Raw genomic sequence first — 13,915 nt, 5'->3', positions numbered from 1 at the left:
GGAGGCGGCGCACAATGTCATGCCGCAAAGGGCGGGCTCCAAAGCCCGCCCTTGTTTATCTTCCTTTATTTTCCTTCCTTTTGGGGCCTCGTCGGTACTTGTCCACGATCCTCCGGCGCTCCGCCTCGGTTGTCTGCGCCACCAGTTGGCCATAAGTCAGGCCGCGCCGCCGCGCCGCGATGCACAGGGCAATCAGCTCCACATTCGCCACCCTTGTCCCTCCTCTCTCTATCTCTCCCCAGCAGGGCGAGGGCAATCTGTAACTGCGCGCCTATTCCCAGGCGTCGGAGGTCAATATCCATCCAGCATCGCCTCCAAACTATCAAATAGCTGGGTGCTGTACTGGCCTGGGAACCATCTCTCCAGCCGCACCAGCATGGGCACCGACCAGACGGGCGCTACCTGCTGGGTGCTCACCCGCACCCGCAACCGGAGGGCCGGCGCCTCCCACTCCAGGGATGTGACCCACCCCCGGCGCAGAGCTTCCCGCAGTTCCTCCAGATCCCCGGCGGTGAGCAGGCTTGTCCATCCGCTCATGTACTGGGCTTCGGCCGATCGACCCGCTCGAAGGTGATCACCCATACCCATGGGTTGGCATCCCAGCCGTAGAGGTGTCGCTCAGCAGGCTTTATGGTGCTGTCCCACAGTTCATCAAATCGCATAGGATTTACGCACCCCTCTTCGGCCACACTTTCCCAGGTAACTTCCCTCAGCCGCTCCGCCTGCACGCCGGCGACCCGTAGGAAAATCCGGGCTGCCTCCTTTGGCATATGAACAGCAGGACGCCAACCACTGCTCTTGTACTGTTCCGGCCGTATATCCTCGTCCGCCCGGTAGTAATACACGCCGTTTGGCCTGAAATGCCCTCCAGGACTGGCCGGAAGCCGAGCCCACGTCTCCCTCACCCACAGAATGTCGCCAGTCTGGCATGGTGGCTGAATTACCCTCGGCGTCCCCTCGATTGCATAACAGCCGGGGTAACAGCTATTTTCCGTCATGCGGATGGGCCTGCCGTCCGGCTTCGGTCTTATCGCCCGCCGGGTGACGGTTTTCCGGCCCTCCAGGATGGCACGCACCATGGAGGTGTTGAACAGAATTGGTCTCTCCGTATCGTCTCCCCCCTTAAATGAAATCCATCAGATCCACCTGCACCGCTGGCAGAACTGGGGCAAAGAGCTTGTCCAGCACATCCGTTCTGACCAGGCGGGAGTCACGGTCCATATCAAACAGGCTGAACGCCCACCCGGTTTCCCCGCATAGCCGAATCCCTCGCAGTTTCCACTTCTTCCCCGGTTCCATGCCCAGCTCCTCTGGCCGACAGTCTCCTTCCACCAGCCGGTCCGGCACCTCAAAGGAGATCGGCAGCGCATCCATGTCCTTCCGTTCAAAGAAGTCCACCGTCCCCTTTTTGTATGGACCCCCCAGCAGTGTCACGCCGTCGATATTGCAGTGCCATATAGACAGGTCAATCCCTAGCAGATACTGTTCTTTGGGATTGCTGTAACTCCGGTGGTGGGTGAACTTCTCCCCCAGGCGGCAGGGGGCCTCAATCAGCATGATGCCGCCCCCTCCTCCCGGAAGGGCGCCAGTTGCTTCTCCATAGCTCCCAGCAGGGCGCCGCCGGCGGCGGTCAGCTTGGCCCGGCCCTCGTCGTCCCCACCGGCCTTCAGCTTGTGGAGGATGCCCATCATGCGGGAAAAGTCCTCCTGGCACGCCTCAAAGTAGACCCCGAACTGGGTGATCTCCTTATTCCCGGAGGCCCGCAGCTCCTTCCGGGCCCGCTCCAACGCCTCCCTGGTCTGTTTCAGCTCCTCCCGGGCGGCCTTCTGCGCGTCCATGGCGTCCCTTCGCTCCTGGCGGGCCTCCTTCAGCTTCTGGTCCATCTCCTGGTGCTGGTTCAGCAGGTCGCTCTGCTGCTTTCGGGCGGCTGCCAGCTCCTTCTCCAGGGCCTCTACCCGGGCGCGGGCGTCTGCCGCCGCCTCTCGACGGGCCTGATCCAGTTCCTCCTCCTCGGCGTGCTGCACGGCCACCTCCACCGGACGGCTGCGCAACTCCTCCAGCTCCTGGGAGAGCTGCGCCACCCGCTCGTTGGCCAGCCGCATATCCTCGGCAATCTTGGCGCGGGCCTGCTCGGCGGCCTCCCGCTCCGCCCGGTCCTCCTCGGCCTGGCGGAGGGCGTCGTCCCGTTCCCTGATGGCGGCCTCCAGCTCCCGTGTGCTCATGTCCTCCACCTGGTGCTCTTCCACAAACGCCTCCCGCTCGTCGGCGGGCAGGGCCAGGAGCCGCAGGGCCTTGGTGTAGCTCAAATTGCCAATCGCTTGGGAATTTGCCTCCGGCCCAAATATGGACTGCTGGGCCGTGCCGTACTCCTCAAAAATGCGCATCAGGTTGTTGGCGGTGGACTGGGAATAGCCCACCTGCTCCTTGATGTACGTCCCCCACTGCCCATGGGGTAGCATTGCCTTAACCTCCACCAGCCTGCGGCCGATCTCGATGGCATAGCCGAGGAGCAGCTGCTGGGCTTGGCGCTGCAGGGTCTGGATTTCCAGCGTGACGGCCTCCACTGTCCGCGCCGGCTGGGTGTTCGTGGTGCTCAATTCACTCATGCGGCGGTTACCTCCTTCTGTTTTGATTGCTCCGGCACAACCGGCCGGCCTTTGGCGTCCCGAGGTGCGCCGGCCTTCAGCCATGCTAGCCATACGGCTTCAAGTTCCTCCACCTCTTTCGTGCGGGCACAGTTGCGCCGCCCCCGGTTCTGGCGCACCACCAGCTTTCCCTCGTCTAGCTCCAGGGTGAAGTAGGAGTTCTTGGGTTCTTTCACCCGGCGGACGAAGAAGATGGCCGTCTCGCCATTAGCGTAGTCCTTGGCATAGGTGCCCACGCAGTGGTGCAGGACGTCCCCCTCTGCCACCAGTTCTCTTTGGCTGGCGGCCGGCCGGATCAGCAGGCCCCTCCACTGGAACGCATACCGGGCCAACTGCTTCCGCCGGATACGGAACTTGACGGCTACCTCCTGGGCCTCAAACTGCTCCGCTGTGGCCGACATACGGTCGTGTGCCTCCAGCAGATTTTCCGGCCAGCGGACCGCCGGATCCGCCAGATCCCGACCCACCAGCTCGGCCATGCGCCAGTAGTCCAGCAGAATAGATACGTCGATTACTCCCTCCGGCTGAGGGTCTTCGTCCTCCGGCTCCACCCCCACCTGCTCGATCTGGCGGAGCAGATACCGCATGCTCTTGCCCACCGGCCCCCGGCCCACCAGCTCCAGAATGTCCTCGTCCCCCAGGTAAAAAGCATGTGTGATATCCGCGTCGGTGAGTCTCTCCCCGGCAGCCTTGGCCCGGGTGAACAGCCGCCAGAACAGCACGCCCCATCCCCGTTTTCTGGCCGTGACCAGCTCGTCCCGGTTCAGGCCGAGCATCTGCGCCGACCGGGTTTCCTCCCATCTGATTTCCGGCAGCTCTAGCTCCGCCTTCCTGTTCTTTTTACTCCAGTCCGCCCCGTCGGTCTGCTCGATGATCAGTTCGTCCAGCACCTGAGGCAGTCCGTGGAGCAGGATACTCTCTACGTTCGGGTGTCTCTGGTATAAACGGAGATATGCCACGGGATACCTCCGCCCCATCGGTATTCGGTTCGCCATATACTCCACCAGCTTACAATGTGGCAGGCAGCTTGAAGCGACCAGCTCCGGAGTCAGGCCATAGATATTCTCCTCCTCTCCCCACCGTTCACGCCAGTCCCCCGGCTGCCTCCACGACCGGCTGTACCGGACGAAGTATCCCGCCGTGCCGCTGTAAGAATTGACCCAGCCCATCAGCTGGGCGCAGTCGTCGGCGCTGAACACGTAGGCTTCCGCCGGGATGGCTACCAGCTGCCGCTCGGCCGCCGCCGTGATTCTCCGCTGAACCGTCCAGCCCGTCAGCGTCAGCAGGCGGTCTTTCCCCAGCACCGACGCGCTCATGACATGTCTCTCCGCCGCCACGAACCATCCCTTTTTCCGCACATCGGCTTTCCTGCGGACAATGACCGGTTCGCCACACCAGGGACAGGTGGTCTTATCCCCATCGGCGCACACCTCGCCGCCCTCTCCCTCTGTCCAGGTGCCCGGATGGATAAACCCCCACTCGCCGCGTCCATCCTGGCCACGCCATAGCAGCCCGCTCTCTTTACAGGCCGAGCAGGTGGCCCGGATGGCCCGCACCTTCTTCCGCTGGGCCCACTCGTCCAGTATGACCTCCAGGCGGTAATCCTCGGCCCATTCTGTCTCGATCAGCAGGCCGTCCTGTTCCAACTCCTTGTGGCGCTCCGCCGTCCACTCCAGCAGGCCCTCCGGTGGGGTGCGTGGTACCAGCTTCCTCACGTCCTCCATAGTGCTCACCCCAGAAAATCCATGAGATCCAGGAAGCCCCCGGCCTGTTCCTCCGGAGCACCCTGTCCGGCCTGCTCCCCGGCCTCCATGGCAGGCAGGCCGTAGAACTCCCGAAGAATCCGGTCCGACTCATCCGGCGGCACACAGGCGAAGGACCCGTTCTTGTGGGCGTCCGCGTAGGCTTTGACTTTCTTCTCGGCCTCCACAATAGACATGGCCGGGCGGTCTAGATCCTGCAAAATCAGCTCGGCGCTGGCCGGCTCGTGCCGGCAAATGTCCATCAACTGCTGGGCGACCATCCAAGGAGCTGTATGCTCCCTGACGTCCGACTGCTGCTCCCGCAGCTTGTCCAGTGCGGCAGTCTGTTGTGTTGTCACGACGCTTCCTCCTATTCTCGCTTTAACGCCCTGCGGACGCTGGATATACTGACCTCCAGCTCCCGGGCAATCTGGTGCTTATTTCGTCCGGCGGCGGCCAGCCGTCGCACCGCCTCCGCATCAACCTTTTTCCGGCCGTCGCCGCCGGCCCGCACCCGTTCCTGGTCGGCATCCGATCGGCACTTCCCACGGCACCGCTCCGGCGGCACGTCACAGGAAGCGCACCGGCGCACATTCTCCGGCTTGTCTCTGGTCGCCGGAGGGGCGGGCGTCTCCGGCAGGCGGCCCGGCTTGACCGCTCCCCGGAGGCCGTAGGGGTCTGTTCGTGACGGGATCATCCCCGCATCCCCGGCCGGCGGTCAGAGCCGCGGATATTGGCCATCTGCCGCCGGTGCAGCTCCTCCGAGCGCAGACAGTCCGGACACTTGCCCGCCGCCTGTCCGGCCGTGCCAAACTCCCGGCCGCACCGGGTACACCTGGGCCGGGCGGCGCGGCCGCCGCGGCGTACCGTGCAGTAGCCCGCAATCCGGCCCCACAGCTCAGGCACGCCCCAGCGCCGGGCAGCCTCTACCGTGGCGCTGTCCGGCCCAATGCTGGGCACCGTCACCGTGGGGTAATCCGGGTGGGATACCTCGTAGAGATAGACGGTCCCCTTCATAGTCTCACCCCCGCTGTCAGGCCCAGGATAACGCCCGCCGCCACCAGGGCGGCCGCCAGCGCCACGCCGATCAGGTTTGCCCGGAGGCGCTGCCGGCGCCGCTTTTCCTCCCGGGTAATACGCTTCCCACAATAGAGATACATGGTGATTCCTCCATAAGTTCGCGGGGCGGCAGATGCCCGCCCCATATTGTCAAAATGCTTCTATTTGAATCGTGGCGGCGATTTCCCACGGTGCCGACGGGTTCCCGTGACGCCCCCGGTGGGGCGTTTCGGCCTGCGCCCGTAACACAGGCCATCGTCAGACGGGTCGTATGTACCGGGCGGCGGCGGCAAGGTCGTGACGCCCCATGTCCAGCAGACATCCCTCCGCCCCCACGGCTACCACGGCGCACTCGCCGGCAATAGGCTCCGGTTCATGTCCCAGCCGATGGAGGGCGTACCGGATGGTCAGGCGCTCGGCCTCCCCGTCCCGCCGGGTCACCAGCTTCAGTCTCCTGTCGATGCGTGCCATTTCGGTCTCTCCGCCCAGCAGCTCCGCCAGCTCTCCCTCCGGGTGCTCCCCCGGAAGACCGTACAGGCCGATTCCCCCAGCCCCAAACAATGCAACTTTCATTTGGTTCTCCTCCTTACTCTGGTGTGCCGCTCCTGGCCCGGCGGGTCGCGGTGACGCCGAGAGAGGCGCGGCGCCCTGGCCCGCTCGGCCCTGCATCGGGCCGGACAGGCTCCGCCTGATCCCCGTCGGCCCAGGGGCGGCACACCCCATTCATACCCCTGCGTGATACTCCACCAGCACCACAAATGCCAGCAGCAGGGCCAGCCCCAGCACTGCCGCGATAAGCTGTCGACTCATTCCCCGACACCTCCGGCGGCCCGGATGGCCCTGTCCAGCAGCTCCGCAAGCTCCGCCGCCGCGGCCATGTCCCGCCGTATCTCGCTGATGTATTGCTCCGCGGCGCCGCCGCACCGGGCAACGCCCGCCAATCCCGCGCCGATCAGCCTCGACAGCCTCAGCTCCTGGCCTCTCTGGTGGGCCAGCTCCATTTCCACAGCCGCCCGAAGCGCCGCCGCCTGCCTTCCGGTCAGAGCGAGGCGGACGACCGGCCCCTGGATGTAATGTACGGTCAGGGTGGCCCTGTTCTCCAGATCCCGGTTCAGCGCCTTCCGCAACCACTCCTCCGGGCTGCCCTCCCCACCCGATACCGTGTAGGACATCCCCGGCCGGCCCGCATCCCGCCGCCGCTGGTTCTCCCGCCGCATGGTCTCCTGGATATCCCGGATAAATTCCGCGCTCACTTCTCCTGTGACGCACACCGCCACATGCTCCAGCTCCCGCCGGGACGTTTTTAGCGTTCGCATGCTTGTCCACCTTTCTCTTGCGGGCCGCCCAAAGGGCGGCCCCGCTCTTTCGCTACCCTTCTCCGGCGGCCTGGGCTTTCTGCTCCTCCGCCTCCAGAGCCGCCAAGAACTTCCGGCGCTCCGCCTGGACGAACACATCAGCGACCCGGCGGTCAATGGCGGCCCGTTCCTCCGGATCTCGAATCACGCAGGAATCAAATATGTAGAACTTGCCGCCGTTCGGCGTGCTCCCCTCCGCCCGCAGATCCTCCCAGGGCGGTTCAAACGGAAACGTGAAAACGAATCCGTTTCGGGCCTTGATTGTCCTCAATGCTGCTCACCTCCAGGTCAGCCTATGTGATCCACAGATTGTCCTATGTGCTTAGGGCCTATGCTCCTCCCCGTTCCCGCCCCATCAGGGGCGGGGCTTTCTCACGCGCCCGGCTGATCGTCGGCCCGGCCGGTGCTTGTCCTCTCTCCCCCGCCGTGGTAGAATATAGGCGGTAGAAGGGAGGTGAAATTATGTCTGATGTCAAACTTACAAAAGATGCTGATGCTTTAATCTGCGCTCTTTACAAGGAATACCTTCAAAAGCGAAAAGACGGGAAGCCAAAAGGTGAAGCAAAAGATCTCGGAGGTGCTGAACACATTCAGCAGACCATTGTACCAAAGTGGCAACTTGGCGATGTAGAGGAAACACTTTGGGAGCTTGGCCGCGCTGGCCTTTTGGTGTGTCATCCTGGGGATAACACCGTTTACTTCGCTATTCTGGCTGATGAAGGCATCATCTACATGGAGAACCGATTTAGGAATGGCCTTTCCGATGTATTGGGGTATATCGAAAAGATCAAATCAATTCTTCTGTGGTAACTTCCCAGTCATCTGCCATCAAGTCCTCTGCCTTCGGCTGCCACCGGGGGCAGGGGGCTCTTCCTTTTCCATGGAGAACACAGCATTCCGGCTCATTCGTTGGTTTGATATGAAGGCGTCCGCACCAAAGGGGGCGGGTAATAAACCCTCCAGTTTCCACTGCTTTGCGTACCGCCTTTTGAATTTCCACTCCATTCACCCCCTTCCCGGCCCCGCCCCTGATGGGGCGGGGCTTTCTCACGCGCCCGGCTACTCGTTGGCCCGGCCGGTGCTTGTCCTCCCTCCTCCATTGTGCTAGAATTCATGAGAGAGGATGATTTTTATGCTTTCTGAAGCCAACTACCTGGAGTTGCAAAAATACACGGAACCTCACGCACCCAGCCGGTCGGAATATGAGCGGTTTATTTTCCTGAAAGAGAAGAATCTTATAAAAATACACCACTTCTCCGCCGTTCATCTTGGCTCCATGGGCCAATTTCAAGCGCCAGACACTTGGATCATCACAAGCGCCGGGCAAGATGCACTTTTAGAATTTGAGCAGGAACGAGACAAGCAGACCGAACAGAAACGCCAGCAGAGATTCCAGAATCAGGTTTCGATAGCACAGGTGCTTGTACCGCTTATAACCTTCATCCTGGGACTTGTAGTAGAGCACTATGCCGGCCTTGTCGGTTCCCTTGGGCGGTGGATCGAAAACTTTATCCATTAGCCGATACAGCCAGTTCAAGGGTTTCACCTCCTTTCACGGCCCCGCCCCATCAGGGGCGGGGTTTTCTTACGCGCCCGTCTGGTCTGGTTGAATCCCGAGCAGATAGTCAACAGAGCAGCCCCATTCTTTAGAGAGACATACCAGTTTAGATAGAGGCATATCTGTTGTACCATTTTGCCAGTTTTGAATTGTACGACGAGATACTCCCAGTAAAGAGGCCAGCCCATCACGGCTAACGCCGCGCTTAATCCTCTCTGCTTCAATTACAGGTAGGTTCATTTACTCACCCCCAATCAGTTTTGCTCGTTTTGAGCTTTTCACTGTTAGTATAGCTCATAACGAGCAAATGTCAAGAGACTTTTAGAAAAATAATGCCCAAAGCGAGCAAAATTTTTCTTGACTATTCTTTGCGCCTGATATATCCTAATCGTGAAAGGGGTGAACGCTATGAGTTTTGGGAGTAATCTAATCTCCCTACGAGAACAAAATGGGCTATCAAGAAAAGAACTGGCCGAGAAACTTGATATTCCGTATACAACCCTTCGAAACTATGAAACCGATCAAAGAGAGCCAGGACATAGGCTTTTAATACAACTTGCCTCTTTATTTTCTGTTTCCGTTGATGAGTTGATAGGGAATACCACACCACCAAAAGGAGTAAAAATCGCCCCGTCCGAGCTGTCGGACGAGGCGAAGAAAATAGCAAGGGACTACGAGGGCTTGGACCGCCATGGGCGGAACATGACCAAAATTGTGATTACCGAGGAGCAGAAGCGCATGGCGGAGGAGCGCCGCCGCCGGGAGACCGGCGAGGCCGAGCCGCGGGGTACTCGAATCATTCCGCTTTACTACACCCCCGCCGCCGCCGGCATGACCTCTCCCGCAGTCGGCGAGGATTTTGATTATATCGAGATCAGCAATGATGCCCCGCGCAACGCCGACTTCGCGGTGAAGATCGACGGCGACTCCATGGAGCCCTATATCATGGACGGTTCTATCGTCTATGTCAACCGGGAGCCTCTGGAGAATGGGGATGTGGGCATCTTCTACGTGGACGGCGATATGCTGTGCAAGCAGTATTACAAGGACGACGCGGGCAACGTCCGGCTGCTCTCTCTCAACCGGGCCCGCCATGATGCCGACCGCTTCATCAGCGCCCGCAGCGATGATACCATTCTGACCTACTACGGCCGTGTCATTCTGCCCCGCCGCCCGCTGATCAGTTGGGCATAATCCATGATAGGTTGTCACCTCCAAACGGAATGACAGATAGACAAACAAGCGAATGATAGTAATCCAACCGCTGAAGCGCGGTAATATAAATAATAGGAGGATTTTGAAATGGGACTGATTGGAAAGCTGGGCGGCTCTCTTACCCAGGGCGTGCTCGGAAATATGAGTGAGGTATCGGTTGATGAACTGACGAAGGAATACGGCGCCTATCTGATGGATGGCGAGTCAATTCAGCTCGGATTCCGGCTCGTCCGCGACGTGGTTCTCTTTACCGATAAGCGTATTGTGGATTTTGACAAGCAGGGTGCCACCGGGCAAAAAATGCGCGTGGATTCCATCAATCTGAGCAGCATCATCCACGTCTCCGCTGAGACCTCCGGCTTTGGTCTGGATGACAGTGAGATCAATATCTCTTATATCTCCTCCCCCTACTACAAGGCCAACGGCGGCGTTTCCATCGGGGAGAAAAAGTTCGAGTTCCCAAAGAAATACAACATTCAGCCGTTGTATAAGCAGCTTCAAGAGATCGCTTACGAGAACCACGAGAACCTGAACAAATGAATCTTTCTCCGTCCTTGACTGCCGATCTGGCCGGCTTGGCCCGAAAGTACGCCGCCCGGCGGTTGGTGTTATTCGGTTCCCGCGCCCGCGGGGACAACAGCCAGATCGCGGTGGTAAGTGCGGGTGATGAATACACGCTCAAGCGAGCTTACTGCGGGAAGGGATATGTGGAGCTCCGGGCGGAAAGCCCCACCTTTTCCCCCATCATCCTCCGCAGGAAAGAGCTTGACCCGTTAAATTATGAGGTCATCGGCTTGGCCGTCGCCTTCCTTAGCGGGATCCAGTAGAACAGCGGCACCGCCATGCCAACGCCTCCCCAGATTGGTGGTGCCTTTCCTATTGCCCGAATGCCAAAATGGAAAAATTCCAAAATGCATATAATGTGCTTTGCTTGAGTAGTAGGATTTTTGTTGTCACCTCCCTCGCGGGAGGTGCGGATTGAGACCACCAGTCATATCTATGACGACCGCCAGGCCGCCGTCGTCATTTCCGGGGTGCAGGAGCGTTACTATAAGGCCCTCCGCGCCCCGGCCTCTCTACGGCCTGTAGACAGAAAGGAGAGCCTTTATGCCACTACCGAAGGAAGACCGTTACACTTTAGCTGATGCCCTGACCTGGGATGAACGAGAGCGCATCGAGCTGATCGACGGCGCGCCGGTGATGATGGCTCCGCCCTCCCGCTTACACCAGGAGATCATCACCGCCCTTCTGGCCCAGCTTTACAACTACCTGGAGGGAAAGAAGTGCAAGGTCTACCCCGCCCCCTTCGCCGTCCGGCTCTTTGAGCGGGCGGACGATCGGCCGGAGGATGTTGACACATTGGTGGAGCCTGACCTGTCGGTGGTCTGCGACCCCGGCAAGCTGGATGATATAGGCTGCAAGGGCGCACCTGACCTTATTATTGAGGTACTGTCCCCCTCCACCCAACGCCACGACCGGCTGACCAAGTATAACCTGTACGAGCGGGCCGGAGTGCCGGAGTATTGGATTGTCAGCCCCGAGGAGCGCACCGTACAGGTCAGCACCCTGGTGGATGGCCGCTACCGTGTCCAGGAGCTCTACACGGCTGAGGCCGTGGCCAAGGTCAACACCCTGTCCGGCTGCTTTATCGAGCTGTCCAAGGTGTTCCCGCCAGAACAGTGAGGGCCGCCCTATGGACGAATATTGTCTGTATCTCCGTAAATCCCGTATAGACCTGGAGGCCGAAGCCAACGGCCAGGGGGATACGCTGGCCCGGCACCGGGCCGACCTGCTCAAGCTGGCCCGAAAGCGCGGACTCAATATCACCGGGTGTTATGAGGAGGTACGCAGCGGCGAATCTATCGCGGAGCGCCCTGAAATGCAGCGGCTTCTCAATGACGTGGAGGCCGGCCGCTGGACCGGTGTCCTGGTCATGGAGGTGGAACGTCTGGCCCGCGGCAACACCACCGATCAGGGCGTCGTGGCTGACACCTTCAAGTACAGCGATACAAAAATCGTCACCCCAAATAAGGTCTATGACCCGGGCGACGAATTTGACGAGGAATATTTTGAGTTCGGCCTTTTTATGTCCCGGCGGGAGTATAAGACCATCAACCGACGGCTCCAGCGCGGCCGCCGGGCCTCTCTGTCCGAGGGAAAGTATATCGCCGGCAAGGCCACCTACGGCTATGAACGCTATAAGCTGTCCGGTGAAAAGGGGTACTCCCTGCGCATCATCCCGGAGCAGGCCGAAATCGTCCGCCAGATCTACGACTGGTACGTCAACGGTGAGCTCCTCCCTGACGGTACCCTCCGCCCGCTCGGCTCCTATACGATCGCCAAGCGGCTGGATGCCAGGGGCATCCCCTCCCCCACCGGCGGTAAATGGCCGCCCTGCACCGTGAAGGACATTCTGACTAATCCAACCTACATCGGAAAGCTCCGCTGGAGCTATCGGCCCACCGTCAAGCGCATGGTGGACGGTGAGCTGGTGAAAACCCGCCCGGTGGATCGTGCCGTCCACCTTTCCGACGGCCGGCATGAGCCGATTCTGGACGAAGTGCTCTGGCACCGCGCCCAGCTCATGCTGAAGAACCGCTCCCACGCCCCCGTCCCCAAGAGCACCAATATACGAAATCCCCTGGCCGGCCTGCTGATCTGCTCCAAATGCGGCCGCAGCATGGAGCGCCGGAAGTTCAAGCACGGCCGCGATACCGTGGCTTGTCCGAATAAGGACTGCAACTGCAAGAGCTCTGTCCTGGAGGAAGTAGAGGCGGGTATGCTTGATTCCCTGCGCATTTGGCTATCCGACTACAAGATAAAGCTGGCACAGTCCCAGGAGACTATCTCCCACACCGGCCCCACGGCGGAGCAGGAAATCACCTCCCTTCAGCGTACCCTCGGCACCCTACAGGCGCAGATGGATAATCTCTATAACCTGGTCGAGCAGGGCGTCTACTCCACCGACCTGTTTCTTCAGCGATCCCAGGCCCTGACCGCCCGCATGGCGGAGGTGAACCAGCAGATCGAAACTACCCAGGCCGCCCTTACTGCCTCCCGACGCATCGCCCGGAATCGCTTCGAGATCATTCCCCGGATTGAGCGTGTGCTTGCCCTCTACCCCACACTGACCGACCCCCGCGAAAAAAACACCATCTTGAAAGAAGTCCTGGAGAAGATCTTATACACCAAGACAACCGGCAGCCGGTGGGAGGCAAGCGATATGAATCTCTATGTATTTCCCCGTGTTGAAACGGATGGCGAACAATTATAGCCATTACAGGGGGCTTATATGGTTTTATACCTATGGTCCGCCGATGGCGGTGGCTCCCCTGCCCAATGTGCGCCAAGTGGTGGAGTATGCCCTGACGGAAATCCCGGCCTCCAAAATCTGGCTGGGCGTCCCCCTCTACGGCTACGACTGGCCGCTTCCCTTTGTGCAGGGACGTACCAAGGCTCAGTCCATTTCCCCCCAGGAGGCGGTGGCCAGGGCGGTCCGCTACGGTGTGGATATCCAATACAGCGAGCAGGCCCAGGCCCCCTGGTACCGCTATACTGATGGCTACGGCATAACCCATGAGGTCTGGTTTGAGGATGCCCGTAGCATACAGGCCAAGCTGGCCTTGATCCCCGAATATGGTCTATACGGGGTTGGCTATTGGAACCTGATGCGGCCCTTCCCCCAGAACTGGCGGGTGCTCAACGCCCTGTACCGCATTCGTACTGTGTAGCACTTCATGCGCTGCGGGTACACTCGCTCATTGGCATGCCTGGCGGTATATGGCCATTTTTCTTTCCCTTTACCCAGGGAAAAAGTCGTTTTCCGCGTTCATAAAACGTTCATACTAAATTTGAAAATGGTTCATCACTTTGGGCTTAGACCTGTTAAAATAGAGATTGTCAGGATACCAGAGCAATCAAACAAGACTCCTCCTCTCTTTCCTCTCTTTTCAAACACCCAAAACCACTGTACCCCCGCAGGGTGGCAGACGCCTCTCTGTGGGGGACAGACCAAAAACTCCCGCGCTCCGGTTCCGGAGCGCGTTTTTATTGCCTTTCATGGTATGAATTTCCGTACCCCTGTCCATACTATCGGCGAGGTGATTTCCATGTCCTATGTCAATCCCGCTATCCGTGCAAAGTTTGATTCCATGCCCCCCGAGCTCCGGGAGCACATTTTGCAGATGGATGTCAAGCTGGAGACCATGTCGGATCTGATGGCCTGCCTGGAGCGCATTGTTGCAGAGGGAGAGCGCTCCACTTGACCCGGTCCTCTCCCGGCCGAAGAAAATTTTTGGAGAAATTTTTATTTTTGTAGGTTTGTCAAACATATTGGACGGT

General features: G+C 59.8%; 22 protein-coding genes and 2 pseudogenes. 9 read left to right on the top strand and 15 right to left on the bottom strand.

Features of this window, described 5'->3' with window-relative positions:
• Nucleotides 1–55: 55 nt before the first annotated feature.
• The 12 genes from HMPREF0372_RS19745 to HMPREF0372_RS10450 all read right to left on the bottom strand — a co-directional run bounded on the left by HMPREF0372_RS19745 (nt 56) and on the right by HMPREF0372_RS10450 (nt 7,072).
• Nucleotides 56–211 (bottom strand): hypothetical protein, encoded by a 156-nt coding sequence (locus HMPREF0372_RS19745; protein ID WP_007492035.1) that lies wholly within the window; start codon nt 209–211, stop codon nt 56–58.
• Nucleotides 212–291: 80 nt separating this feature from the next.
• Nucleotides 292–537 carry a hypothetical protein gene (locus HMPREF0372_RS10495; RefSeq protein WP_007492027.1) on the bottom strand — a complete coding sequence of 82 codons (246 nt, stop codon included), beginning with the start codon at nt 535–537 and terminating at the stop codon, nt 292–294.
• A gap of 585 nt (nt 538–1,122) precedes the next feature.
• Nucleotides 1,123–1,557, bottom strand: a complete 435-nt coding sequence (locus HMPREF0372_RS10485) for a hypothetical protein (protein ID WP_007492023.1) — start codon at nt 1,555–1,557, stop codon at nt 1,123–1,125.
• Entirely contained in the window at nt 1,551–2,606 is a 1,056-nt protein-coding gene (locus tag HMPREF0372_RS18755) for a DUF3102 domain-containing protein (protein ID WP_007492021.1), read from the bottom strand. Before HMPREF0372_RS18755 ends, HMPREF0372_RS10485 begins: the two co-directional genes overlap by 7 nt.
• Complete coding sequence (locus HMPREF0372_RS10475; RefSeq protein WP_007492019.1) at nt 2,603–4,369, bottom strand: PcfJ domain-containing protein; 1,767 nt, start codon at nt 4,367–4,369, stop codon at nt 2,603–2,605. The genes HMPREF0372_RS18755 and HMPREF0372_RS10475 overlap by 4 nt, the downstream gene beginning before the upstream one ends.
• 5 nt (nt 4,370–4,374) lie before the next feature.
• Nucleotides 4,375–4,746, bottom strand: a complete 372-nt coding sequence (locus HMPREF0372_RS10470; RefSeq protein WP_007492017.1) for a hypothetical protein — start codon at nt 4,744–4,746, stop codon at nt 4,375–4,377.
• Between the two features lie 11 nt (nt 4,747–4,757).
• Entirely contained in the window at nt 4,758–5,084 is a 327-nt protein-coding gene (locus HMPREF0372_RS19740; protein WP_007492015.1) for a helix-turn-helix domain-containing protein, read from the bottom strand.
• The gene (locus HMPREF0372_RS10465) at nt 5,081–5,404 is read right to left on the bottom strand and encodes a hypothetical protein (RefSeq protein ID WP_007492012.1); all 324 of its coding nucleotides are present in this window, start codon (nt 5,402–5,404) and stop codon (nt 5,081–5,083) included. Before HMPREF0372_RS10465 ends, HMPREF0372_RS19740 begins: the two co-directional genes overlap by 4 nt.
• Nucleotides 5,401–5,547, bottom strand: coding sequence for a hypothetical protein (locus HMPREF0372_RS19735; protein ID WP_007492010.1), 147 nt, complete (start codon nt 5,545–5,547; stop codon nt 5,401–5,403). The genes HMPREF0372_RS10465 and HMPREF0372_RS19735 overlap by 4 nt, the downstream gene beginning before the upstream one ends.
• Nucleotides 5,548–5,704: 157 nt before the next feature.
• Nucleotides 5,705–6,019, bottom strand: a complete 315-nt coding sequence (locus HMPREF0372_RS10460; protein ID WP_039997232.1) for a hypothetical protein — start codon at nt 6,017–6,019, stop codon at nt 5,705–5,707.
• 233 nt (nt 6,020–6,252) lie between these two features.
• Entirely contained in the window at nt 6,253–6,762 is a 510-nt protein-coding gene (locus tag HMPREF0372_RS10455) for a hypothetical protein (protein WP_007492006.1), read from the bottom strand.
• 52 nt (nt 6,763–6,814) lie between these two features.
• Nucleotides 6,815–7,072: a hypothetical protein gene (locus HMPREF0372_RS10450; RefSeq protein ID WP_007492002.1), complete on the bottom strand. Its 258-nt coding sequence runs from the start codon at nt 7,070–7,072 to the stop codon at nt 6,815–6,817.
• A gap of 191 nt (nt 7,073–7,263) precedes the next feature.
• On the opposite strand from HMPREF0372_RS10450, the gene HMPREF0372_RS10445 reads away from it, so the two are divergent.
• A complete protein-coding gene (locus tag HMPREF0372_RS10445; protein WP_007492000.1) occupies nt 7,264–7,611 on the top strand; it encodes a hypothetical protein in 348 nt (115 codons plus the stop codon).
• Here the strand turns inward: HMPREF0372_RS10445 and HMPREF0372_RS21430 are convergent.
• From HMPREF0372_RS21430 to HMPREF0372_RS19205, 3 genes are all read right to left on the bottom strand, one after another.
• Nucleotides 7,589–7,801, bottom strand: coding sequence for a Thoeris anti-defense Tad2 family protein (locus HMPREF0372_RS21430; protein WP_007491997.1), 213 nt, complete (start codon nt 7,799–7,801; stop codon nt 7,589–7,591). The two genes, HMPREF0372_RS10445 and HMPREF0372_RS21430, sit on opposite strands and share 23 nt — an antisense overlap.
• 336 nt (nt 7,802–8,137) lie before the next feature.
• Complete coding sequence (locus tag HMPREF0372_RS19730) at nt 8,138–8,338, bottom strand: hypothetical protein (protein WP_155117011.1); 201 nt, start codon at nt 8,336–8,338, stop codon at nt 8,138–8,140.
• 48 nt (nt 8,339–8,386) lie between these two features.
• Nucleotides 8,387–8,599 carry a helix-turn-helix domain-containing protein gene (locus HMPREF0372_RS19205; protein WP_007491985.1) on the bottom strand — a complete coding sequence of 71 codons (213 nt, stop codon included), beginning with the start codon at nt 8,597–8,599 and terminating at the stop codon, nt 8,387–8,389.
• A gap of 168 nt (nt 8,600–8,767) precedes the next feature.
• Between HMPREF0372_RS19205 and HMPREF0372_RS21330 the strand changes: the two are divergent.
• The 8 genes and pseudogenes from HMPREF0372_RS21330 to HMPREF0372_RS20100 form a co-directional block, all read left to right on the top strand.
• Nucleotides 8,768–8,938 (top strand): annotated as a pseudogene (locus tag HMPREF0372_RS21330) (helix-turn-helix domain-containing protein); the annotation flags it as partial.
• A gap of 123 nt (nt 8,939–9,061) precedes the next feature.
• A complete protein-coding gene (locus HMPREF0372_RS20625; protein ID WP_050810489.1) occupies nt 9,062–9,553 on the top strand; it encodes a S24 family peptidase in 492 nt (163 codons plus the stop codon).
• A gap of 108 nt (nt 9,554–9,661) precedes the next feature.
• A complete protein-coding gene (locus HMPREF0372_RS10430; protein WP_007491982.1) occupies nt 9,662–10,114 on the top strand; it encodes a PH domain-containing protein in 453 nt (150 codons plus the stop codon).
• Nucleotides 10,111–10,401 (top strand): LexA family protein, encoded by a 291-nt coding sequence (locus tag HMPREF0372_RS20620; protein WP_007491980.1) that lies wholly within the window; start codon nt 10,111–10,113, stop codon nt 10,399–10,401. Before HMPREF0372_RS10430 ends, HMPREF0372_RS20620 begins: the two co-directional genes overlap by 4 nt.
• A gap of 280 nt (nt 10,402–10,681) precedes the next feature.
• Nucleotides 10,682–11,257 (top strand): Uma2 family endonuclease, encoded by a 576-nt coding sequence (locus HMPREF0372_RS10420; protein WP_007491978.1) that lies wholly within the window; start codon nt 10,682–10,684, stop codon nt 11,255–11,257.
• 10 nt (nt 11,258–11,267) lie between these two features.
• Nucleotides 11,268–12,848, top strand: a complete 1,581-nt coding sequence (locus tag HMPREF0372_RS10415; RefSeq protein ID WP_007491971.1) for a recombinase family protein — start codon at nt 11,268–11,270, stop codon at nt 12,846–12,848.
• A 19-nt stretch (nt 12,849–12,867) separates the two neighbouring features.
• Nucleotides 12,868–13,305, top strand: a pseudogene (locus HMPREF0372_RS10410) (glycosyl hydrolase family 18 protein); the annotation flags it as partial.
• Nucleotides 13,306–13,683: 378 nt separating this feature from the next.
• Nucleotides 13,684–13,839 carry a hypothetical protein gene (locus HMPREF0372_RS20100; RefSeq protein WP_162861049.1) on the top strand — a complete coding sequence of 52 codons (156 nt, stop codon included), beginning with the start codon at nt 13,684–13,686 and terminating at the stop codon, nt 13,837–13,839.
• Nucleotides 13,840–13,915: the final 76 nt, after the last annotated feature.

Source organism: Flavonifractor plautii ATCC 29863 (genome assembly GCF_000239295.1).
Classification (GTDB): domain Bacteria; phylum Bacillota; class Clostridia; order Oscillospirales; family Oscillospiraceae; genus Flavonifractor; species Flavonifractor plautii.
Note: the sequence above shows the minus strand (reverse complement) of the source record. Positions and strands in the feature narration are given on the sequence as shown.